The organism is Pandoraea norimbergensis (genome assembly GCF_001465545.3).
Classification (GTDB): domain Bacteria; phylum Pseudomonadota; class Gammaproteobacteria; order Burkholderiales; family Burkholderiaceae; genus Pandoraea; species Pandoraea norimbergensis.
Map to the genome: position 1 here is coordinate 3679698 of NZ_CP013480.3, position 20639 is coordinate 3700336.

A 20639-nucleotide genomic window follows, 5' to 3' on the forward strand; every position below is an offset into this window, starting at 1 on the left:
CGCGCAGTGCAACGCGCCTGCTTTCCCGCCTCCGCCCGAGCGCTTTCACCATGAACGCTGCCCGCCGTCATACCCACGCGCTCACGCTCGCAAGCGTGACGCTCGGCCTTGCCGGCACGCTGTTTGCGCTGCCCGCAGGTGCCCAGGCAATCATCGATCCGCCCCCGCCTGCCCCGCTGCAAACGCCGCAGCAGGCCAGCGAATCGGCGATCAACAAACTGGTCGAAGCGCGCAAGTACAGCGACGCCCTCACGAAGATCGACGATCACCTGAAGCAATACCCGCGCGATGCGCAGGTGCGCTTCACGCGTGGGCGCGTGCTCATGGAGATGGGCCGCACGCCCGAGGCCATCGACGCCTTCACCGCGCTCACGCAAGACTTCCCGGAACTGCCCGAGCCGTACAACAACCTGGCCGCGCTGTACGCGCAGACGGGTGAGTACGACAAAGCGCGCGCCGCACTGGAGAGTGCGATCCGCAACAACCCGAGCTTTGCCGTGGCGTATTCGAACCTTGGCGACATCTACGCCAAGCTCGCGCAGCAGGCCTATCAGAAGGCCCTCAAGCTTTCGCCGACGGCGCGCGTGTCGAGCCGCGAGAAGGTACTCGCCGACATGCTGGCCCCGCAACGTGCCGCGCCGGTCGCCCAGACGCCCTCGCCGGCCAAGCCCGGCGAAGATGCCAATTTGAAGAACGTCGGCAAGTCGGGGAACTGATCTCCCCGCCGCACGACCTCATACGAATTCACGAATTTTCGAATTTTCGAATTCACAGCCCAGGAGACCCGCATGTCCCTTCCGAATCGCCTGCGCCGCGCACTGCTCGGCGGTGCCGTCGCAGCCGCTGCACTGACTGGCACCGTTGCCAGCCTGCCTGTGCTCGCACAGGCCACGCAGCCGCAGGTGCAGTTCAAGACGTCGGCCGGCAACTTCACGGTAGAACTCAACCCGAAGGCAGCGCCGAAGACGGTCGAGAACTTCCTGCAATACGTCAACAGCGGCTTCTACAACGGCACGGTCTTCCACCGTGTCATTCCCGGTTTCATGATTCAGGGTGGCGGTTTCACGGCCGACATGAATGAAAAGCCGACCCGCGCACCGATTCCGATCGAATCGCAAAACGGCTTGAAGAATACGAAGGGCACGATCGCGATGGCGCGTACGTCGAATCCGAATTCGGCGACTGCGCAATTTTTCGTGAATGTGTCGGATAATGCGTCACTGGACTACCCAAGCCCGGACGGCTATGGTTACGCAGTGTTCGGCAAGGTGGTCGCCGGCATGGACACTGTCGAGAAAATCAAGGGTGTCGCCACGACCAGCAAAGGCATGTACCGCGACGTGCCTGTCACGCCCGTCGTGATCGAATCGGCCAGCGTCGTCAAACGCTGAACACGACGCTGAACTCCTCCGGCCTGCCGGGACCATTTCATCAGAAGGAAAGCATCATGGTTGAACTGCAAACGAATCACGGCGTCATTCGCATCGAACTCGACGAAGCCAAGGCACCGAAGACGGTTGAAAACTTCCTGACCTACGTGAAGGAAGGCTTCTACGACAACACGGTGTTCCACCGCGTAATTAACGGCTTCATGATTCAAGGCGGCGGCTTCGAGCCGGGCATGAAACAAAAGGCCACCAACACGCCGATCGAGAACGAAGCCAACAACGGCCTGAAGAACGACAAGTACACGCTGGCCATGGCCCGCACGAACGATCCGCACTCGGCCACGGCTCAGTTCTTCATCAACGTGAACGACAACGACTTCCTGAACCACAGCGCACCGACGCCGTCGGGCTGGGGCTACGCCGTGTTCGGCAAGGTCGTCGAAGGCCAGGAAATCATCGACGCGATCAAGGGTGTCAAGACCGGTTCGCGTGGCATGCATCAAGACGTGCCGGTTGACGACGTCGTCATCGAAAAGGCCGTGATCGTCGCGTAAGCGCCCATCTCGTCACCGACGACACTCGATGCCAGTATCGACTGCGCGGTGCCCGCAATGTCCCGTGACACCACGGGGCGACGGGCCCGCGCTTTTCATTTCCGATCTTCACCTCGCGCCGGCCCTGCAGCGTACGGTGCAAGTCTTCGAAGACTTCCTGCGCGGTCCCGCGCGTGAAGCGTCCATCCTCTTCATCCTTGGCGACCTGTTCGAATACTGGGTCGGCGACGACATGCTCGGCGCTGACAAGGATGCCCCCGCACGACACACCGGTACGCCCGACACCGAGCCCCTTGGCGCCTTTGCACGTCGCATGACGGCCGCCATCGCCGAGCTGTCCGCCAGTGGCGTGCCCGTGGCGATCATGCGCGGCAATCGCGATTTCCTGCTCGGCAAGCGCTTCGCACGCGCGTCAGGCGCCGTCATGCTCGACGATCCGTGCGTGTTCTCGTTTCTGGAGCAGGCGCTGGTGCTCAGTCACGGCGACCAGTTGTGCACGGACGATGTGGGGTATCAGCGCTTTCGGCGCGTCGCGCATTCGCCGCTGGGCAAGGCCTTCTTTCTCGCGTTACCGCTACGGGTGCGCATGGCGATTGCCGATCGTATCCGGCGGCGCAGCGCGGCCAAAGGCGCCCACCGCATGGCCTATGCCGATGCGAATGCGCAAGCCATCAACGCACTGCTCGATGCGGCCGGTGAGCGCACGCTCGTGCACGGCCACACGCACCGGCCGGCGCGACACGCCGAAGGCCGGCGTGTGCGCTGGGTGCTGCCCGACTGGGAGTTCGATATCGAGCCGCCGCGCGGCGGCTATCTGCAATGGGATGCGCACGGACTACGGGCGATCGATCTCGTGGCATCGACGCCCGCGCCGGCTCACATATCCTGAATTTCCTTGCCGAGCTTGCGAAGTTCGGCCGTGTCGATCTTGCTCGCCCCGAGCGCTTCCAGATGCGCGCCCAACTGGTTGAGCGCGGCCACCATCACATCGATCTTGTGCGACTGGTCGGTCGCGTTCTCGATCAATCCATGAATGGCCAACGACACCGGGTCGTCTGCGTTCGGGGTAATGCCATAGGCGGAAAACTCGGCTTTGCGGCCATTACCGTTCGGCTTGCCTTCGGCATTTTCACGCGGGGCATCGGGACGGATGACGCGCGCCGGATTACCCACCGCCGTGCCGCCCGCCGGCACCGGCTTGACCACTACAGCGTTCGAGCCGATCTTCGCGCCCTCACCGACCGTAAAGCCGCCGAGCACCTTGGCACCGGCGCCAACAATGACGCCGGCCTCCAGCGTCGGGTGACGCTTCGCGCCGCGCGAGAGCGACGTGCCACCGAGCGTGACGCCCTGATAGATCGTGCAGTCGTCGCCGATGATCGCCGTCTCGCCGATCACCACACCCATGCCGTGGTCGATGAATACGCGGCGGCCTAGCGTCGCGCCCGGGTGAATTTCGATGCCCGTGAGAAAGCGTGCGTAATGCGAGACGAAGCGCCCGAGCCACTTGAAACCGGACGTCCAGCAACGATTCGCCACGCGATGGAGCATCACGGCATGCAGGCCGGGATAGCAGGTGAAGACTTCCCAGTTACTGCGGGCAGCGGGGTCTTTTTGCCGGATAGCGGCAATATCTTCGCGAAGGCGGGTAAACATGAGCCTGATGTCGATCCTGTAGTGCGCGTCCTGCCGTCTTGGGGCGGGATCGTGCGAAATCACCGGAATGCGTGCCGGCCGAAGCCGGCAGACGTTGAGCGGCGTGACTGACGAGGAATGGAGAACACGACAGGTGTCCGGCCTCGCCACACCGTGGCGCGAGGGCGTGCGTTAACAGTGCACGTAATAAGGCAGGGAGGCGGCGCAACGCTCGCGCAATCGGTTCATATTCGCGAAGGGCTAATAAGCTTGTGACTGAGAATTGTATGGGGTTTTCACAATGCGTGCAGACGCCCGGAAAATGACCGGATACGCGGTAAGGGCATAGCGTACGTGCCCTTCGGCTACCTTGCCCCCTACCCAGCCATCAACGCCGGATCTTGCGCTCGAGAATGTGCTTCGAGATACCGCGCAGAATATTGACCTCTTCGCGCTCCAGATGACTCTTGGCGAAAAGGCGACGCAGACGCGTCATGAGTTTCTTGGGATTGTCCGGATCGAGATAGTCGAGATCGACCAGCGCCCGCTCCAGATGCGCCAGCATGCCTTCCACGTCGTCGCGCGTGGCGAGATGATCGTGCGGTGCACCGGCATTCGGACTTGCATTGACGGCGCCCGCCGCCAGCACGGCCACCGCATGCGCTGCCGCACCACCGCGCTCGACACCGAGACATGCCATGCGCACTTCATACGCGATCAACTGCACGGCCTGCGACAGATTGAGCGAGCTGTAGACCGGGTTCGCGGGAATGTGCACGAGCGCATTGCATCGCTCGACATCCGTATTCGACAAGCCCGTTCGTTCGCTGCCGAACACGAACGCCACCGCCTCGCCCTGCCCCGCGTGCTGCACGGCCAGCGCAGCGCTCTCACGCGGCTCGGCGTTGGGCGGGCCATATTCGCGCGTGCGTGCCGACAGCGCGACGGCCCAACCCACCCCCTCCAGTGCGGCGTCGAGATCAGCCACCACACGCGCGTTGGCCAGCACGTCGTCGGCACCGCTCGCGAGCGCGATGGCCTCCGGGTCGCGCAACACATCGGCCCCGAAACGCGGCGCTGCAAGCACCAACTGGCCAAAGCCCATCGTCTTGATGGCGCGCGCCGCCGAACCGACGTTGCCCGGATGGCTCGTCTCGTTGAGCACAAAGCGCACTTGATCAAAGAGCGGCGAAGGGACGGGAGCAACAGACTGGGACATGAGCAGGCGGCAGGTAGGGAGATGGCGTACAGAAAGAAATTCGGGATGAAATTCAGCGCAGGCCGCTATTTTGCCCTGATTCGCCGACCCCGTGGCACCGAAAAAGGGTCAGAAGATGCGCACAACAGAGCGCAGGCGGCCGGTTTTTGCTAAAATACGCGTTTTCGTCCCTGCAATCGAGCCGCTAAGTCAGCTGCGGCACTTGCCGGGCATCGCTCTTGCCCAATTCGTTCGCTTTGTCTGCCATGCCTGCCAGCCGGCCCAGAGGGGGTCGCGTTTGACGCGGGCGATGGCCTTAACAGGAATCTGTCATGCAGCATCCCATGCTCAATATCGCGGTGAAGGCCGCCCGTAAAGCCGGCAACATCATCAGCCGCGCGTCGCTCGACCTCGACAAGGTCCTGGTCAGCAAGAAGCAGCACAATGACTTCGTGACGGAAGTGGACAAAGCGGCAGAGCAAGCGATCATCGACGTCCTCCTGCAAGCCTATCCGGACCACGCCATCCTCGCCGAAGAATCGGGCGAAGAACACGGCAAAGCGGGCTCGGAATTCCAATGGATCATCGATCCGCTCGACGGCACCACCAACTTCATTCACGGCATGCCGTATTACTGCACGTCGATCGCGCTCTCCCACAAGGGCATCGTGTCGCAAGCCGTGATCTATGACCCGACGCGCAACGAGCTGTTCACCGCCTCGCGCGGCCGTGGTGCCTACATCGACGGCAAGCGCATTCGTGTGTCGCGCCGCGACCGTCTGGCCGATGGCCTGATCGGCACGGGCTTCCCGTTCCGCGATCTGCAAGGCGTGGAGAACTACCTCAAGATGTTTGGCACGATGACCGAGCATTGCGCCGGTATCCGCCGCCCGGGCGCCGCCGCACTCGACTTGGCCTATGTCGCCGCCGGCCGCATGGACGGGTTCTTCGAGCAAGGCCTGAACCCGTGGGATATGGCCGCCGGCAGCCTGCTGGTGACCGAAGCCGGTGGTCTCGTGGGCAACTACACGGGCGAATCGGACTTCCTGTTCGAAGGCGAAGTGCTCGCCGCGAACCCGAAGATCTACGCGCAAATGGTCAAGGTGCTTGAAGGCTATTCGCGCACCAAGCGCGCACCGGCCCCGGCCAAGACCAGCACTGTCACGCTGGAAGCCAAGCCGCAAGCGTAAGTTTCACGGCGGCGGCAGCCATCCCTTGGGGTGGCTGCCACAGTCACAAAAAACCCCGGCGATGCCAAGGCATCCCGGGGTTTTTTGTTACGTCACTGTGCTTGTTGCGCTTGTTGCGCCGGTTACGCCGCTTACGCCGCCAGACGTGCCAGCACCGTATCGCGGCCCAGCAGCTCGAGCACGGCGTCGATGGCCGGCGTGTGCGTGGTGCCCACGACGAGCAGACGCACCGGCATCGCCAGTTGCGGCATCTTCATGCCGTGCTGCGCGAGCGTGGCCTTGAACACCGGCGAAATGGCTTCCTTCTTCCACTCCGGCAGTGCGGCGAGACCAGCCGCCAGATCCTTCACCGCAGCGCGTGCCGTGTCGGTCAGATGCTGTGCGACATCTTCGGCGGACGGTTGCGGCTGGCGATAGAACATTTCTGCGCTCGCGGCGATGTCCTTGATCGTGTTAGCGCGATCCTTGAACAGCCCTACCACGCCCGCCAGCGACGGACCGCCGTCGATCGAGACACCCGCCTTTTCGAGGAACGGCTCGGTCAGACCGGCCAGACGCTCGTTATCGGCCTGCTTCAGATACTGATTGTTCAACCACAGCAGCTTTTCCGGATTGTGCTGTGCCGGCGACTTGCCGAGGTGATCGAGATCGAACCACTCCACGAACTGGTCGCGCGAAAACACTTCCGCGTCGCCGTGCGCCCAGCCCAGACGCGCCAGATAGTTCACCACCGCCTCGGGCAGGAAGCCCTCTTCGCGGTACTGCACCACGCTCATAGCGCCATTGCGCTTGGACATCTTCTCGCCCTGGTCATTGAGCACCGTGGGCAAGTGAGCGTAGATCGGCGGCTGCTTGCCGAGCGCTTCGAAGATGTTGATCTGACGCGGCGTGTTGTTCACGTGATCGTCACCGCGAATCACGTGCGTGATATCCATGTCGATGTCGTCAACGACCACGCAGAAGTTATACGTCGGCGTGCCATCGGGGCGGGCGATCACGAGATCGTCGAGTTCTTCGTTCGAGATCTCGATGCGGCCCTTGACGGCGTCTTCCCAGACCACGCTGCCCGCGAGCGGGTTCTTGAAGCGCAACACCGGCTGCACACCGGCCGGCGGCTCCGGCAAGACTTTGCCCGGCTCCGGGCGCCAGCGGCCGTCGTAACGCGGCTTTTCGCCGCGCTCACGCTGCTGCTCGCGCAACGCGTCGAGTTCTTCCACGCTCATGTAGCACGGGTAGACGTAACCGGCGTCCTTCATCTGTTGCAGCACTTCGCGATAGCGATCCATGCGCTCCATCTGATAGAACGGGCCCTCGTCGTAATCGAGGCCCAGCCATTCCATGCCCTCGAGAATGACCTGCACGGCTTCCGGCGTGGAGCGTTCGAGATCGGTGTCTTCGATACGCAGCACGAAAACACCGTGGTTGTGACGCGCAAACGCCCACGGGTAGAGAGCGGATCGGATGTTGCCCAGATGGATGAATCCGGTCGGGCTAGGCGCAAATCGGGTGCGGACAGTGGTCATGGTTTGGCTTCGGTGCATCGCGTCGGCAACAAATAAAAACGCCCGCAGCGGAAAGTCTCGCGCAGGCGGGTCGCCGACATTCGGAAGCCGTCATTATATCAGCCGAGTGCGTGCATTCGCGGCACAGTCCGAGCCGGGGTTCGGAATTTCCCCGCTCCGGCATCGGACTTCGCCCGGCAAGCCATCCTCAAAACGCTGGAACTGCTGAAATCTGCGGCTCAGAGCTTGGCGAGCGACACTTCGGTGGCTTTCACGAGGGCCACGACTTCGGAGCCGACGTCCAGACGCAGCTCGTCGATAGAGCGCGTGGTGATGACCGAGGTGACGATACCGCTCGGCGTTTCGACATCGACCTCGGAGAGCACCGGGCCGCGCAGAATTTCGCGAATACGGCCTTTGAACTGATTACGGACATTGATGGCGGTGATACCCATGATGAACTCCTGCGTTCAGTGATTCAGATAAAAGACGGTCGGATGAACGTCAGTCGGATAAAAAGACGGCGAAGGATGAATGTGACGGGTCAGACAGCCCAGCGCACCGTCGCGGCGGGCCAACTGGGTTCGGGCGCGGCAGCCACCGGCGTGCCGCTCGATTCGGTTTGCAGCACACGATCGAGCACCTGCGCTTCGAGTTGTGCGAAATCGACACTGCCGCGCGCTCGCGGACGCGCCAGCGTTACCGGCTGATCGAGCCCCAACTGGCCCTGCTCGATCAACACCACGCGATCGGCCAGTGCGACGGCCTCCTGCACATCGTGCGTGACGAGCAGCGCCGTGAAGCCGTGGGCGCGCCACAGACGTTCGATCAGCGCATGCATTTCGATCCGCGTGAGTGCGTCGAGCGCACCGAGCGGCTCATCGAGCAGCAGCAAATCGGGTCGATGCACAAGGGCACGTGCCAGCGCGACGCGTTGACGCTGACCGCCGGAGAGTTGGCTCGGCCAGTCGTTGGCGCGCTCGGCGAGGCCGACTTCGCGCAACACGTCCAACGCCTGCGGATACGCCGACTTCGGCAACCCGATGGCGACGTTTTGCAGCACCGTGCGCCACGGCAACAGACGGGCGTCCTGAAACATGATGCGCGTCGACACCTTGCTCGACGTGGTGCCCAGCGCATGACCATCGAGGGCGATGGTGCCCGCGTCGGCCGCTTCCAGCCCGGCGATCAAACGCAGCAGCGTTGACTTGCCGCAGCCGCTGCGTCCGACGATCGCGGCAAAGCCGCCACGCGGAATCGCCAGCGAGAAGTCCGTCAATACGGCGCGCGCGCCGTAGTGCTTGTTCACACCGTCGATGCGCAGACCTGCCGAGGCGGCGACGTCATGCGTCTGACGCACGACTTTGAGATTCGCGCCGGCATTGGTGTTGGTGTTAGCGGGCGTGGCGGACGTGGTGGCGCGTTGTTCTGCGGTCCATTCGGACTCGATGTCCACGCCTGCGACGGGGGCCAGTTGTTGTGCGCTCATGCGGCGGTTCCTCGTTGAAAGGCCGGGTGCCAGCGCAACCAGCGAAACTCCAGTTCCTTGGCCAGCACATCGGCCAGCTTGCCCAGCAGCGCGTAGAGCAGAATGCCCACCAGCACGATGTCGGTCTGCAAGAACTCACGGGCGTTCATCGTCAGATAGCCGATACCCGACTGCGCCGAGATGGTTTCCGCCACGATCAGCGTCACCCACATCAGGCCCAGCGAGAAACGCACGCCCACCAGAATCGACGGCAGCGCGCCCGGCAGAATCACATCGCGATACAGCGCCCAGCCGCGCAAGCCGTAGCTGCGAGCCATCTCGACGAGTTGGCCATCAACGGCGCGAATACCGGCGTACGTGTTCAGATACATCGGGAAGAACACACCAATCGAGACGAGAAACAGCTTGGCTTTCTCGTCGATACCGAACCACAGAATCACCAGCGGAATGAGTGCCAGATGCGGGATGTTGCGCAGCATCTGGAACGACGAATCGAGCGCTGTCTCGGCGAACCGCGACAGGCCCGTGAGCATGCCGAGCAACAACCCAAGACCGCCGCCGATCACAAAACCGAGCACGGCACGGCCGGTCGACACGCCGATATCGCGCCAGATCTGACCGCTCACCGCGAGTTGCCACGCGGCATCGACCACGGCGGATGGCGCGGGCAAGACACGCGTCGAGAGCCAGCCCGCTTCGGCGGCAATCTGCCAGACGGTGACGAGCACAATGGGGACGAGCCACGGTGCGAGCCGCCGTGCGGCAACGCGCCAGACGCGCTGCCACGTGCCCGGCTCAGTACTGGACGCGCCGGACGCACCCGCCGGCGTCGCGGCAGGAGCAAGCGTTGATTGGGTCATACGAATTTCTCCGCGGGCCGGGTTGGCCCGATGTGCCCGATGTAGCCGGACATTGGCTGATGTGGCCAGGGTCGCCCGGCGTGACTGCCGGGCATCCGTGATGCGCCGCGCGTGCGGCGCGATGGGTGAGTTCGCTCAGCGGGACGTGCCGCGTATCAACATCGTCCTGCGGGGGCGTTCAACCGCATTCGCCGCAAGGCGTGGATGGAACGCATGGCGTGCCTTGGCATCGAGCGCATCGTCATCAGCTTTGCGAGGCCTGCGGCAGGATGTTGTTGGCCATGACTTCGCCCACCGGGCCACCGAGTTGCGTGTTGCCCAGACGCTCGCGCACGTCGAGCGGCAGGTGCGGGAACACCAGTTCGGCGAAGCGATACGCTTCTTCCAGATGCGGGTAACCCGACAAAATGAAGGTATCGATGCCCAGGTCGGCGTACTCGCGCAAGCGCGCCGCAACGGTCGGCCCGTCGCCCACGAGCGCCGTGCCCGCGCCACCGCGCACGAGCCCGACACCGGCCCACAGGTTCGGCGCAATCACCAGTTTGTCGCGGCGGCCGCCATGCAGCGCCGCCATGCGTCGCTGCCCTTCCGAATCCATCTTGGCAAACTGCGTCTGCACGCGCGCGATGGTCGCGTCATCGAGCTTGCTGATAAGCGAGTCGGCGGCACGCCACGCTTCGTCTTCGGTCTCGCGCACGATCACGTGCAGGCGCAGCCCGAAGCGCAACGTGCGCCCCAGCTTGGCAGCACGTGCGCGCACGTCGGCGATCTTTTCAGCCACGTCGGCGAGCGGTTCGCCCCACGTGAGGTAGACGTCGAGTTGTTCGGCCGCGATCTGCCGCGCCGCTTCCGACGAGCCACCGAAATACAGCGGCGGGTGCGGTTTCTGCACCGGCGGGTACAGCAGCTTCGCGTCCTTCGCGCGCAGATGTTTGCCTTCGAAATTGACGGCCTCACTCGTGTGCGACTTCTCACCTAGCTCGCGCCAGATTTTCAGAAATTCGTCGGTCACTTCGTAGCGTTGCGCGTGATCGGCGAAGAAGCCGTCGCCTTCCAGCTCACCGGCATCGCCACCGGTCACCACGTTGATCAGCAGGCGGCCACCCGACAAGCGATCGAACGTCGATGCCATGCGCGCCGTGAGTGCGGGCGAAGCGATACCCGGGCGAATCGCCACGAGAAACTTCAACCGCCGGGTCGATCCAATCAGGCTCGACGCGGTCACCCAGGCGTCTTCGCACGAGCGGCCTGTGGGCAGCAGCACACCCTCGTAGCCCAGCGAATCGACCGCGCTGGCAATCTGACGCGCGTAGTCGAAATCGAACACACGCCCGCCGTCGGACGTACCCAGATAGCGCGTGTCGCCGTGTGTCGGAATGAACCAGAAGACTTTCATTACGGACTCCGGATCAGGCGGCGAGCGTGGCTTGCAGCGCACCGGCACGTGCCTGATGCGCGGGCCACTGGCGAATCACTTCGCGTTCATGCAGCCACTGCGAGAGCTGGTCGACGGTCGCGCCGAGACGTTCGGCAACGGCGGCGTCGAGCGTTGCGCCCTCTTCCTTCGGGACTTGCTGATCGACGGCGAACACGCCACGCAGAATGTGTTGTGCGCCCAGCGCCGAGAGCACCGGCTTGAGCGCGTAATCGAGCGCGAGCAAATGCGCGGGGCTGCCGCCCGTCGCAAACGGGGCAACGAGCTTGCCGGCGAGGCCGTCTTGCGGCAACACGTCGAGAAAGGCCTTGAGCAAGCCGCTATAGGCGGCCTTGTAGACAGGCGTGGCGACGATCACCGCTTGCGCACCGGCCACTTGGGCGAGCGCATGACGCAGATCGTCGTGCGTGGTATCGGCCGCGAGCAGCGCGGCAGGCGAGAGCGCGCGAATGTCGATGCGACGCACGGCGATGCCGGCGGCGGTCAGATCGGATTCGATAAAACGCAGCAAACGCGCACTGCGCGAGGCGGCCGACGGGCTGCCGGAGATCGTGACGGCGTATGTCATACTTCCCTGCCAAAGACGGGTGCCAGCGCAGTCCGACGCGCCACGCACCCTGAGGATTCGAAGCACACCGGCGTCTTCACGCCGATGCTGGCCGGATCGCCCCGACCACTGGAGAACCAGTGTAGCGATGCGCCCCGCGCGCCCGAACCAATGAATCCGGGAAAGCTTTGCGCGTTTTTTCATAACCTGTAGTCATACTGTCTCTGCGCCTTATGCCCAGCGCAATCCTTGAACTTCGCGAATACCGCCCGACCGACAGCACCGACACGCACGATTTCCATCAGGTGGTGATCGGGCACTCGGGGCGGATGGCGATTTCGCTCGACGGCGACGCGTCGCAATACGGCCGCGTGGGCGCGCGCAATGGCGTGGTGATTCCTGCGGGGGTGCGGCATGACTACCGCGGCGACGGGCCGAACCAGCAGGTCGTGCTCGACGTGCCGACGACGGTGGCCCGCACGACGGGGAGCGAACGGGCGTTCGATCACGAGACGTTCTTCGCGCTCGATGCGGCAATGCTGGACCTGGTGCGCCGCGTGTCAGCGTTTGCATCTGCACACGCCGACCACCATGCGCTGAGCGCCGACGATCCGGGTGTGCGCGAAATGCTCACGATGCTCACCGCAAAGCTGGCCCCGGCGCGCCCGGCCCTGCGCACGGCGAAGCTCGATCTGGCCACGGTCGACGCACGGCTTCAGGCCGATCTGGCCGCACCGCCCGACACCGCGACACTCGCGCTCGAAGCGGGCATGAGCGTGCGCCACTTTCACGATTGCTTCGTTGCCATGACGGGCGAAACGCCCCATCGACATTTGATGCGGCTACGACTCGCGCGCGCCGCCGTGCTGCTGACGACGCACGACGCCCCGCTTGCCGAGATCGCCCTCGATGTCGGCTTCAACGATCAGAGCGCCCTCACCCACGCGTTTCGCCAGCACTACGGCCAGACGCCCGCCGTGTGGCGACGGGAACGCGCCGGTACACGCTGAGCGCCTGCGCCGTCGACGCGCCGACAACGCACCGACGGCGCGCCCACGTTGTCCCCACGCAAGACCGAAGCCACCGCCTGCCGTTTTTCACAATCCTTGCGCGCCCGCCGGGCGCTACGCTCGCCTTTTCTCTATTTGTTTCGTGCGGCCCCGGCTGCGCGTCAGCACAGGAAGCAAGACATGGCCGAGACCATCGAGTGGCAGGATTTCGAAAAGATCGAATTGCGCGTAGGCACTGTCATCGCCGCGCGCGTCAACGAGAAGGCTAAGAAGCCGGCGTACGTGCTTGAAGTCGATCTGGGTGAACTCGGCGTGAAGACATCGAGCGCGCAGATCACCGTGCACTACACGACCGAATCGCTTATCGGCCGGCAAGTGCTGTGTGTGTGCAACTTCGCGCCGAAGCGAATTGCAGGCGTGGCGTCGGAAGTGCTGGTTACCGGCTTTGCCGACGCCAGCGGTGCCATCGTGCTCGCTGGTGTGGAACGTGCCGTCCCCAACGGCGCACGCCTACATTAGCCCCAGATTAAGGCTGCGGGCAATAATCGACTTGCTGCGCAAACGTCGGGCGATCGGCGTCGAACACGTCGCGTTGCACGATGGCGTTCTCGCCCACGGCGCGGTCAAACGACAGCTTGCCGTCGAGATGGTCGATCTCGTGCTGCAACAGTTCGGCTTCGGCCAGCGGCAGTTGCGCCTTCATGTGCACCTCGCCCGACAGGTCGACGCAACGCACGGAGATCGATGCGTAACGCGACACCCGCACCAGCGTGTCCGGAAAGCACATGCAGTCGTCCCAGAGCGTGACGCGTTCATCGCTCGTCCATACGATTTCCGGATTGACGATCACGTCGGGCCAACCGGGCACGGCGAGCGCAATCATGCGCCGGTCGATATCGATTTGCGGGGCGGCGATGGCGCGTCCGAAACCATGCGCCGCGCGAAAGGCTGCCAACGCCTCACATAAATCGGCAGCGTCGCGCCGCACCACCGGATCGGTGACGTCTACCACCCCGGCCGCCACCCGGCGCAACGACGGCGCGCCCACACGAAGAATCTCACGCGTCATGACGCCTCCCCGGTTGCGGGCACAGTGTCGCCACTTTGGCGGGCGAGGTGCGACCGCCAAAGTAGCGGATGGGGGGATCTGGACGGTTCACACATCGTGTCTGGCGGCATCGGAATCCACGAATATCGGTTGAGCGAATGGCACGATTGTAGGGGGCTGCCGCGAAATGCAATTTCGTTGAAGCGCGCTTTACGTCAATAAACTTCCATGCGCGAGTGAGCGTCACGACACTTGCCGACTTGGCGAGTGAAAACGTCGAACACACCGAACACACCGAACACGCTTTTTCCCACGCTATCGCATGGGAATTCACTTCAACAAGCCAATACCGACCTACATTCGCCTAAAAAAGTCGCACAACGCCGACACTTTCCCGAGTCTTGGCAGTCGAAACGCCCGATTCGGCAGCCTACGCGGTGCCGGGCGGGAGCTCTCATCCCGCAAAGACATGTGGCCACAGCACGAAATGGCCCGAAAAAAGTTCGGCGGAGACAGCGATTGAAACCCTTATTGCATCGGCTTTACCTCGGATTGGGCGGACTGGCCGCGTTCTGGGCCCTCGGCATGATCAGTGCGAACGAATACGGCAAGAGCGCCGCCCTGATGGTGACCGCGCTACCCGGTCTCGCGGGGCTCTGCCTGCTGTTGCGCGCGCGGCCGGCGTGGTTCAGCGCCACCACGCTCAGCGTCATCGCCGTGTTCTTCCTCGATGCGGCCACCAAGGGCTTCCTGCGCGACTACTTCGGCATGCGCCCCAATCACTTGTTGGTGCTGCACGCAGTGTTCAACACCAATCCGTCCGAAACCAACGAGTTCTTCCGCCATAACTGGCGCGATGTCTTCGAAGCCAGCGCGGCATTCGTCGTGCTGATGGGTGCCGTCGTGTTCGGCGAGCGCCGCTTCGCACGCGACGAGGCCCGGCAATCGCCCGCACCGATGCGGCGCACCGGCAAGTCTGCCGTCGTGGCGCTGCTGGCCGTCTTCCTCGCGCTGCACTTCAACCCGACGATGGCCAAGGAGAATCCGCTGCTCTATTGGCCGATGCGCTATCTCGATTACAAGGGACAGGCTGATCACGCCGCGCAGTTGCAACGCGATCTCGACCGCAATATGGCGCACCGCGCAGATTGGCGCGTGCAGTATCACGGGCCGGACAAGAACACCGTCGTCTGGGTGATCGGCGAGAGTCTGAATCGCAATAACATGTCGCTCTACGGCTACGCGCGCAACACGACGCCGATGCTCGATTCTCTGCGCGGCGATCTCACAGTGTTCCGCGACGTGGTGTCGTCGGAACCGGCAACGATGTCGTCGCTCATGAAGATGCTCACGCCGGCCAGCCTCGACGACCCCGAAGCATGGACGCGCCAGCCCGATGTCGTGATGCTCGCCCGGGAGGCCGGCTATCACACGTACTGGATCTCGAATCAGGTGCCCAACGACGGCTGGCTCGGCTTGGTGGCCAAGCGCGCCGACGAGCAGGTGTTCATCAACAAGGGGTACGGACGCGGCGAGAATAACGTCGACGGCAATCTGCTGCCCGCGTTTGATGCGGCGCTGGCCAGCGAAGCCCCGAAAAAGCTGATCATCGTGCACTTACTGGGCGCCCACCCGACCTACGATATGCGCTATCCCGAGGAGTTCGCGCGCTTCGACAATACCGACGATTCGGTCATGGCGTCACTCGCCGCTCAAGGCCGGTCGACGTGGGTACGGCACCTGCGCAACGAGTACGACAACGCCATCGCGTACAACGATTTCGTGGTCTCGAATCTGATTCGCAAAACGATGGCGACGGGTGCGCAGAGCGACGCCAGTCTGCTGTTCAGTTCCGATCATGCGCAGGAAGTGGGGCACACCCGCAATCATGCCGGGCAGTCGGTGGCGGATGCGTCCGGCTATGAGATCCCGATGGTCGTGTGGTCACGCGACGGCGCACAGCCTCCGGGTGTTCAGAACCCATTGACACAGGCAGCCCTCGAATCTCGCCCGTATCAGACGGACCGTCTCGAACATACGCTGCTAGGCATGCTCGACATCGACACGCGTTACTACAGTGCCTCGGACGATCTGCTCAGCCCGGCCTTTACGCCACGCGAGCGTCGCATCAACGGGCAGGCGTACACGCGGCAGCAGCCGAACAGCTAGGCAGCGCCTCGCCGAATTCCATCGCAAATCCATCGGAATTCAATCGCAAGAAACGGAGCGTCCCTCTGCCCGGCTCCGCCTAGACTCCCCCTCGTCTGACCAATTTCGAGGGGATGGGTATGGCACAGGAGTGGGCACAGCGCCCGAAGGCACCGCCCGTCACGTCGCTCGTGACATCGCTGTCGCATGCGAATCTCGCCGCGCAGTTCAGCGAACAGATGACGCTCGCCGTCATTCCCATCGTCGCCGTCATCGCGCTCGGGGCCTCGGCCGAACAGACGGCCTCGTTACAGGCGGCCACCACACTCCCCTTTCTGCTGCTCTCGCTGCCCGCCGGTGTGCTGGCCGATCGCTATCGGCGCAAGCCGCTCATGGTCGCGACGGAGTTGCTGCGCGCGCTCGCCCTGCTGGGCCTGTTCGCGCTGTTCCGTGCGCATCTGCTGACACTGCCCGCGTTGGGCATGCTCGGCTTTGCGATGGCCACGGGCACGGTCGTCTTCGGTGCCGCCGCGCCGTCACTGGTAGCTGCGCTCATCGATCCGGCGGACCTGCTCACCGCAAACCGGCGGCTTGAGATTGCGCGCAGTATCGCCTTTACGGCAGGACCGGCATTGGGTGGTCTATTGGCGGGATGGGCATCGGGCACGCTCGCCTTTGCCGCCGCGTTCGTGCTCTCGCTCGCCAGTGTCTATTGCCTGACGCGCTTGCCCGCCGAAGCACCGCGCGTGGCATCCCGCCGCCATTTCGTGCATGAACTCGCCGAAGGCGTGCGCTTCATTACGCGCAGCCCTTACCTTCGGCCTATCGTGGCCACAGCGTTCGTCTTCAATACCTCGTGGTATCTGCTGCTCGCCATCTTCGCGTACTACGCCATTCACTCGCTGGCGTTCTCGGCGCAGGCGGTCGGCATTGCGTTGGGGGTCTACGGTTTCGGGATGGTGTGCGGGGCGTTCGGCTACCGGCGCGTGGCAAAGCGGCTCTCGTTCGGCCGGCAGATCGTGCTCGGGCCCGCCTGCGCCGCCATCGCGTCGTTGCTGATGGTGGCGACGTGGCAGATGTCGGGGGGCATCGCAGCTTACGTCGTGGTATTCGCTGCGTTCTTCCTGTTCGGCTTCGGCCCGATCGTGTGGACCATCTCCACGACGTCGCTGCGTCAGGTCGTGACGCCGGGTGGTTTGATCGCCCGCGTGTCAGCGGTGACGATGACTGCCACGGCCGGGGCGCGTCCGTTCGGAGCGTTTCTCGGCGCATGGCTGGCCTCGACCCTCGGCACGCGATATTGTCTGGTTGCCATGGCGGCCGGCTTCGCGATGCAACTCGGCATCATCGTGTTTTCGCCGGCGGCGCGACTGTCCGCCATCGAAGCGGCCTCGCTGGATGCCGCCGTACCGGCCTGAGTCGTCCGCATGCGCTGACGCGCTACCGACCTGACCGGCGTTGCGGCACTTGTCGCCTGCGAGATTGGGCGCTGCTCAACGACCTGAGCCGTTCTCATGAACGGCCTGATCGTCATCGCTGTACGAGAGCTGGGCGCGACCGCCCCTGGACGGCGGCAATGCCAGGCGAACGATGGGAATCGCCTGCGCATAGAGATCGAAGTACTTCTGTTGATCGTGTCGTGCGCCGGTAAGTCCCGCCTCACTGCCTTCCTCGTAGAAAAAAGCAATGATCGGCAGCGTTGCTGCCGTGCCCGGTTGCCACGTGGCAAGACGAAGTTCGTTCCATGTGACCCAAGCCCAGTCGGGAAACATCGCTTTGGCCAGAATCACTTGCATGAACCTGTCAGCCTGATCTTGCGCACTCTCGCGGATGTTGAAGCCGCACGTTTCCGAAAACTTGTCCGTTGCTGCTTCCCACAGCGTGAACCATTGCGCGGCGGTCGTGATGCCCTGCACATCGCAAGGACGGCTGATGTCCGGCGGCGCCAGCAATGACTCACCGCACCCTTGCTCGTTGCGATAGGTGGTCAGACCATCGTTGGGAAACGCGCACAGGACGTCGATACCGCCGTTCTTGTCCGGTGGCGTGCGCAGCTTCGGATAGAAGAAGAAACCGTTGGTGCGGCTGATCGGAAACAGCGAGAAATTCAAATCCTGGCGGAGCCACGAGAACGACACGCCACCACTCTCAATCGCCGAATCGCTGGGCTCCCACGGCGTGCCATTGGGGACGTTCTCCGTCGCGCGAAGCGGCACACCGCTGCACAGTACCGCGGGAAGTCCGGGCCCGCCACAATCGGCCGCTACCGCGTTGTAGTAGGAATAAAGCGTGATGATCGTCTCCAGCCCACGCGCGTGAAGGCTTGCGATATCGCGCAGTTGTGACGTGGCCGGCAACTGACCGGACGGCATCTGCATCGGGGAGGACGCGCAAGCGCTGAGCAGCGATGCGAACACGATGGCAGCGCATAGGGTCTTGGATAGCTGGCGCATGGTGTTCGTCCTCTCGTCGAGGCTCGGACGGGGTCTCGTCCGAGCGCTCTCAGAGTGGTTGCAAACCTTGCGCGCCACAACTGGCAACGTTGACAGGTTCCGGCAAATGGCAGGCCTGTTTGAAGACCCGCCAAGTCCCTTGCCAACGCGCGCTCTGCCCCCCGCAAACGACAACGGCCGACGCCCCTTTACAGGGCGTCGGCCGTCTTCGGAGCCGCCAGCTATTGCGTTACGGCAATCAGACGTCGAGACGCGTGACGAACTTCGGTTGCAGATACGCTTCGAGGGCTTCCGGGCCGCCTTCCGAACCGTAGCCGCTGTCCTTCACGCCGCCGAACGGCACTTCCGGCAGGGCGAGGCCCGAATGGTTGATCGTCAGCATGCCGCTTTCCACGCGCGTGGACAGGCGCTGCGCCGTGCCGGCCGACGTGGTGTAGGCATACGCGGCCAGACCATACGGCAGACGGTTGGCTTCGGCGATGGCTTCTTCTTCCGTATCGAACGGGTTGATGATCGCCACCGGACCGAACGGCTCTTCGTGCATGATCTTTGCCGTGAGCGGCACATTGCACAGCACCGTCGGTGCGTAGAAGTGACCACCATCGGCGGCACGCTTGCCACCGGTTTTGAGTTCGGCACCGTGAGCCACGGCGTCATCCACGATGGCGCTGATGGCTTCGAAACGCTTGCCGTTCACGAGCGGGCCCATCGTCGTTTCCGGGTCCAGACCGTTACCCACGCGCACGGCTTCGGCCGCCTTCACGAAGGCCGCGACAAACTGGTCGTACACGCCGCGCTGCACGATGAAACGCGTCGGCGCGATACAGACCTGACCGGCGTTGCGGAACTTGCCGCCGGCGAGGTTGCGCACGGCAGCCGCGATGTCGGCGTCGTTGAAGATCAGCGCCGGGGCATGGCCACCGAGTTCCATCGTCACGCGCTTCATGTGCAGACCGGCCATGGCGGCCAGTTGCTTGCCCACCGGCGTGGAGCCCGTGAACGAAACCTTGCGGATGGTCGGGTGCGGAATCAGGTACGACGAGATTTCGGCCGGTACGCCGTACACGAGGTTCAGCACGCCATCGGGCAGACCAGCGTCCGCGAACGCGCGAATCAGCGCAGCGGGCGATGCCGGGGTTTCTTCCGGTGCCTTGACGATCACCGAGCAACCGGCGGCCAGCGCAGCGGAGACTTTGCGCACGACCTGATTGACCGGGAAGTTCCACGGCGTGAAAGCAGCGACGGCGCCAACCGGGGTCGGGATCACCAACTGGGTGACGTTCGGCACACGCGACGGCACGAGGCGGCCGTAGGCGCGTTTGCCTTCTTCCGCGAAGAATTCAATGATGTCGGCGGCGGAGAGCACTTCGCCCTTGGCTTCACCGACCGGCTTGCCCTGCTCCAGCGTCATCTGGCGGGCGATATCACCCACGCGCTCGCGCAGCAGGCCGGCGGCCTTGCGCATGAGCTTGGCGCGCTCGAACGGGGCAACTTCGCGCCACTTGGCGAAACCGGCTTCGGCGGCGGCAAGGGCCGCGTCCAGATCCGGTTGCGTGGCGCGGGCCACGGTGCCGATGGTCTCACCGGTGGCCGGGTTTTCGATCGGCAGCGTCAGGCCTTCTGCGCCCGCTTTCCACTGCCCATTGATAAAGAGTTCTACGTTGTGCGACATGCTCAAGTCTCCGGTTGGCAATACGTGCGACAGCATAACGCAGCCTATCGATTCTCGCCGGGACCGCATTCAGGCGGTGCGGGCGCCTCTTTTTTATTTTTCCGGTGTCACTTGACGGGGCGGCGCGTCGACGGTGCTTCCGATTCGTCACGGAACCCGGCCTCTTTGACGCTTAGCAGGCAATCTACCGCCCACAGCGTCAGAAACATGCCGAACTGTGCACCGAGCGCGCTTCGTGCGAGCAAGCCTGCGACCGTACCCACCAGCCCCAGCACGATCGCGCCGCGCCAAAAGTGCACGGTTTTGACGCCGAACGTCGTACGCGGCTGTCGGCGCGAACCATAAAACCAGCTCGGGAACACCACCATGAAGATCGAACACGCGAAATAGCTGAACAGCGCCGGGACGTAACTCCCCATCACCCTCGACCAGCCAACCAGCCAGAACACCCCAGCGAGGAGCAGCAACGCACCGTACCAACCGGCGCGTGGGAGATATGTCTTTTTCATG

At 63.7% G+C, this 20639-nt stretch carries 21 protein-coding genes; 9 read left to right on the top strand and 12 right to left on the bottom strand.

The window, feature by feature from the left end; genetic code table 11:
- Positions 1-50 precede the first annotated feature (50 nt).
- From AT302_RS16115 to AT302_RS16130, 4 genes are all read left to right on the top strand, one after another.
- Entirely contained in the window at positions 51-716 is a 666-nt protein-coding gene (locus AT302_RS16115; protein WP_058379290.1) for a tetratricopeptide repeat protein, read from the top strand.
- 72 nt (positions 717-788) lie between these two features.
- Positions 789-1391: a peptidylprolyl isomerase gene (locus tag AT302_RS16120; RefSeq protein WP_084656271.1), complete on the top strand. Its 603-nt coding sequence runs from the start codon at positions 789-791 to the stop codon at positions 1389-1391.
- A 56-nt stretch (positions 1392-1447) separates the two neighbouring features.
- Complete coding sequence (locus AT302_RS16125) at positions 1448-1942, top strand: peptidylprolyl isomerase (protein WP_058379291.1); 495 nt, start codon at positions 1448-1450, stop codon at positions 1940-1942.
- A 28-nt stretch (positions 1943-1970) separates the two neighbouring features.
- Positions 1971-2831: a UDP-2,3-diacylglucosamine diphosphatase gene (locus AT302_RS16130; RefSeq protein WP_064675096.1), complete on the top strand. Its 861-nt coding sequence runs from the start codon at positions 1971-1973 to the stop codon at positions 2829-2831.
- Here AT302_RS16130 and cysE read toward each other — a convergent pair.
- Together cysE and AT302_RS16140 are read right to left on the bottom strand one after the other, a co-directional pair.
- On the bottom strand, positions 2819-3598 hold the full coding sequence (cysE, locus tag AT302_RS16135; RefSeq protein WP_058379293.1) for a serine O-acetyltransferase: 780 nt from the start codon (positions 3596-3598) through the stop codon (positions 2819-2821). The genes AT302_RS16130 and cysE overlap by 13 nt on opposite strands.
- 367 nt (positions 3599-3965) lie before the next feature.
- Positions 3966-4796, bottom strand: coding sequence for an RNA methyltransferase (locus tag AT302_RS16140; RefSeq protein ID WP_058379294.1), 831 nt, complete (start codon positions 4794-4796; stop codon positions 3966-3968).
- A gap of 311 nt (positions 4797-5107) precedes the next feature.
- Between AT302_RS16140 and AT302_RS16145 the strand changes: the two genes are divergently transcribed.
- Complete coding sequence (locus AT302_RS16145; RefSeq protein WP_058379295.1) at positions 5108-5965, top strand: inositol monophosphatase family protein; 858 nt, start codon at positions 5108-5110, stop codon at positions 5963-5965.
- A 131-nt stretch (positions 5966-6096) separates the two neighbouring features.
- Here the strand turns inward: AT302_RS16145 and gltX are convergent, their stop codons facing one another.
- From gltX to ssuE, 6 genes are all read right to left on the bottom strand, one after another.
- Positions 6097-7488: a glutamate--tRNA ligase gene (gltX, locus tag AT302_RS16150; RefSeq protein ID WP_058379296.1), complete on the bottom strand. Its 1392-nt coding sequence runs from the start codon at positions 7486-7488 to the stop codon at positions 6097-6099.
- Between the two features lie 218 nt (positions 7489-7706).
- Positions 7707-7922 (bottom strand): TOBE domain-containing protein, encoded by a 216-nt coding sequence (locus AT302_RS16155; RefSeq protein WP_010807342.1) that lies wholly within the window; start codon positions 7920-7922, stop codon positions 7707-7709.
- Positions 7923-8011: 89 nt separating this feature from the next.
- The gene (locus tag AT302_RS16160; protein WP_084656272.1) at positions 8012-8956 is read right to left on the bottom strand and encodes an ATP-binding cassette domain-containing protein; all 945 of its coding nucleotides are present in this window, start codon (positions 8954-8956) and stop codon (positions 8012-8014) included.
- Positions 8953-9816, bottom strand: coding sequence for an aliphatic sulfonate ABC transporter permease SsuC (gene ssuC, locus AT302_RS16165; RefSeq protein WP_058379297.1), 864 nt, complete (start codon positions 9814-9816; stop codon positions 8953-8955). Before ssuC ends, AT302_RS16160 begins: the two co-directional genes overlap by 4 nt.
- Positions 9817-10060: 244 nt before the next feature.
- Positions 10061-11212, bottom strand: a complete 1152-nt coding sequence (ssuD, locus tag AT302_RS16170) for an FMNH2-dependent alkanesulfonate monooxygenase (RefSeq protein WP_058379298.1) — start codon at positions 11210-11212, stop codon at positions 10061-10063.
- 13 nt (positions 11213-11225) lie between these two features.
- Positions 11226-11819, bottom strand: a complete 594-nt coding sequence (gene ssuE, locus AT302_RS16175) for an NADPH-dependent FMN reductase (protein WP_058379299.1) — start codon at positions 11817-11819, stop codon at positions 11226-11228.
- A gap of 212 nt (positions 11820-12031) precedes the next feature.
- Here ssuE and AT302_RS16180 point away from each other — a divergent pair, with 212 nt between their 5' ends.
- Both AT302_RS16180 and AT302_RS16185 read left to right on the top strand, forming a co-directional pair.
- Positions 12032-12808 carry a helix-turn-helix transcriptional regulator gene (locus AT302_RS16180; protein ID WP_058379300.1) on the top strand — a complete coding sequence of 259 codons (777 nt, stop codon included), beginning with the start codon at positions 12032-12034 and terminating at the stop codon, positions 12806-12808.
- A gap of 180 nt (positions 12809-12988) precedes the next feature.
- The gene (locus AT302_RS16185; RefSeq protein ID WP_058379301.1) at positions 12989-13327 is read left to right on the top strand and encodes a tRNA-binding protein; all 339 of its coding nucleotides are present in this window, start codon (positions 12989-12991) and stop codon (positions 13325-13327) included.
- Between the two features lie 7 nt (positions 13328-13334).
- Here the strand turns inward: AT302_RS16185 and AT302_RS16190 are convergent, their stop codons facing one another.
- Positions 13335-13877, bottom strand: a complete 543-nt coding sequence (locus AT302_RS16190; protein ID WP_058379302.1) for a peptide deformylase — start codon at positions 13875-13877, stop codon at positions 13335-13337.
- Positions 13878-14375: 498 nt separating this feature from the next.
- On the opposite strand from AT302_RS16190, the gene AT302_RS16195 reads away from it, so the two are divergent.
- Both AT302_RS16195 and AT302_RS16200 read left to right on the top strand, forming a co-directional pair.
- On the top strand, positions 14376-16025 hold the full coding sequence (locus tag AT302_RS16195; RefSeq protein ID WP_058379303.1) for a phosphoethanolamine transferase: 1650 nt from the start codon (positions 14376-14378) through the stop codon (positions 16023-16025).
- Positions 16026-16144: 119 nt separating this feature from the next.
- On the top strand, positions 16145-17422 hold the full coding sequence (locus tag AT302_RS16200; RefSeq protein ID WP_058379304.1) for an MFS transporter: 1278 nt from the start codon (positions 16145-16147) through the stop codon (positions 17420-17422).
- Between the two features lie 75 nt (positions 17423-17497).
- Here AT302_RS16200 and AT302_RS16205 read toward each other — a convergent pair whose 3' ends face one another.
- The 3 genes from AT302_RS16205 to AT302_RS16215 form a co-directional block, all read right to left on the bottom strand.
- Positions 17498-18457 (bottom strand): hypothetical protein, encoded by a 960-nt coding sequence (locus AT302_RS16205; RefSeq protein ID WP_058379305.1) that lies wholly within the window; start codon positions 18455-18457, stop codon positions 17498-17500.
- Positions 18458-18695: 238 nt separating this feature from the next.
- Positions 18696-20129 (bottom strand): NAD-dependent succinate-semialdehyde dehydrogenase, encoded by a 1434-nt coding sequence (locus AT302_RS16210; protein WP_058379306.1) that lies wholly within the window; start codon positions 20127-20129, stop codon positions 18696-18698.
- A 107-nt stretch (positions 20130-20236) separates the two neighbouring features.
- Positions 20237-20638 carry a hypothetical protein gene (locus AT302_RS16215; protein ID WP_058379307.1) on the bottom strand — a complete coding sequence of 134 codons (402 nt, stop codon included), beginning with the start codon at positions 20636-20638 and terminating at the stop codon, positions 20237-20239.
- Position 20639: the final 1 nt, after the last annotated feature.

Excerpts from the sequence above, each read along its gene's own strand:
- AT302_RS16115 (WP_058379290.1), top strand. The coding sequence starts at position 51 with ATGAACGCTGCCCGCCGTCATACCCACGCGCTCACGCTCGCAAGCGTG.
- AT302_RS16120 (WP_084656271.1), top strand. The coding sequence starts at position 789 with ATGTCCCTTCCGAATCGCCTGCGCCGCGCACTGCTCGGCGGTGCCGTC.
- AT302_RS16125 (WP_058379291.1), top strand. The coding sequence starts at position 1,448 with ATGGTTGAACTGCAAACGAATCACGGCGTCATTCGCATCGAACTCGAC.
- AT302_RS16130 (WP_064675096.1), top strand. The coding sequence starts at position 1,971 with ATGCCAGTATCGACTGCGCGGTGCCCGCAATGTCCCGTGACACCACGG.
- cysE (WP_058379293.1), bottom strand. The coding sequence starts at position 3,598 with ATGTTTACCCGCCTTCGCGAAGATATTGCCGCTATCCGGCAAAAAGAC.
- AT302_RS16140 (WP_058379294.1), bottom strand. The coding sequence starts at position 4,796 with ATGTCCCAGTCTGTTGCTCCCGTCCCTTCGCCGCTCTTTGATCAAGTG.
- AT302_RS16145 (WP_058379295.1), top strand. The coding sequence starts at position 5,108 with ATGCAGCATCCCATGCTCAATATCGCGGTGAAGGCCGCCCGTAAAGCC.
- gltX (WP_058379296.1), bottom strand. The coding sequence starts at position 7,488 with ATGACCACTGTCCGCACCCGATTTGCGCCTAGCCCGACCGGATTCATC.
- AT302_RS16155 (WP_010807342.1), bottom strand. The coding sequence starts at position 7,922 with ATGGGTATCACCGCCATCAATGTCCGTAATCAGTTCAAAGGCCGTATT.
- AT302_RS16160 (WP_084656272.1), bottom strand. The coding sequence starts at position 8,956 with ATGAGCGCACAACAACTGGCCCCCGTCGCAGGCGTGGACATCGAGTCC.
- ssuC (WP_058379297.1), bottom strand. The coding sequence starts at position 9,816 with ATGACCCAATCAACGCTTGCTCCTGCCGCGACGCCGGCGGGTGCGTCC.
- ssuD (WP_058379298.1), bottom strand. The coding sequence starts at position 11,212 with ATGAAAGTCTTCTGGTTCATTCCGACACACGGCGACACGCGCTATCTG.
- ssuE (WP_058379299.1), bottom strand. The coding sequence starts at position 11,819 with ATGACATACGCCGTCACGATCTCCGGCAGCCCGTCGGCCGCCTCGCGC.
- AT302_RS16180 (WP_058379300.1), top strand. The coding sequence starts at position 12,032 with ATGCCCAGCGCAATCCTTGAACTTCGCGAATACCGCCCGACCGACAGC.
- AT302_RS16185 (WP_058379301.1), top strand. The coding sequence starts at position 12,989 with ATGGCCGAGACCATCGAGTGGCAGGATTTCGAAAAGATCGAATTGCGC.
- AT302_RS16190 (WP_058379302.1), bottom strand. The coding sequence starts at position 13,877 with ATGACGCGTGAGATTCTTCGTGTGGGCGCGCCGTCGTTGCGCCGGGTG.
- AT302_RS16200 (WP_058379304.1), top strand. The coding sequence starts at position 16,145 with ATGGCACAGGAGTGGGCACAGCGCCCGAAGGCACCGCCCGTCACGTCG.
- AT302_RS16205 (WP_058379305.1), bottom strand. The coding sequence starts at position 18,457 with ATGCGCCAGCTATCCAAGACCCTATGCGCTGCCATCGTGTTCGCATCG.
- AT302_RS16210 (WP_058379306.1), bottom strand. The coding sequence starts at position 20,129 with ATGTCGCACAACGTAGAACTCTTTATCAATGGGCAGTGGAAAGCGGGC.
- AT302_RS16215 (WP_058379307.1), bottom strand. The coding sequence starts at position 20,638 with ATGAAAAAGACATATCTCCCACGCGCCGGTTGGTACGGTGCGTTGCTG.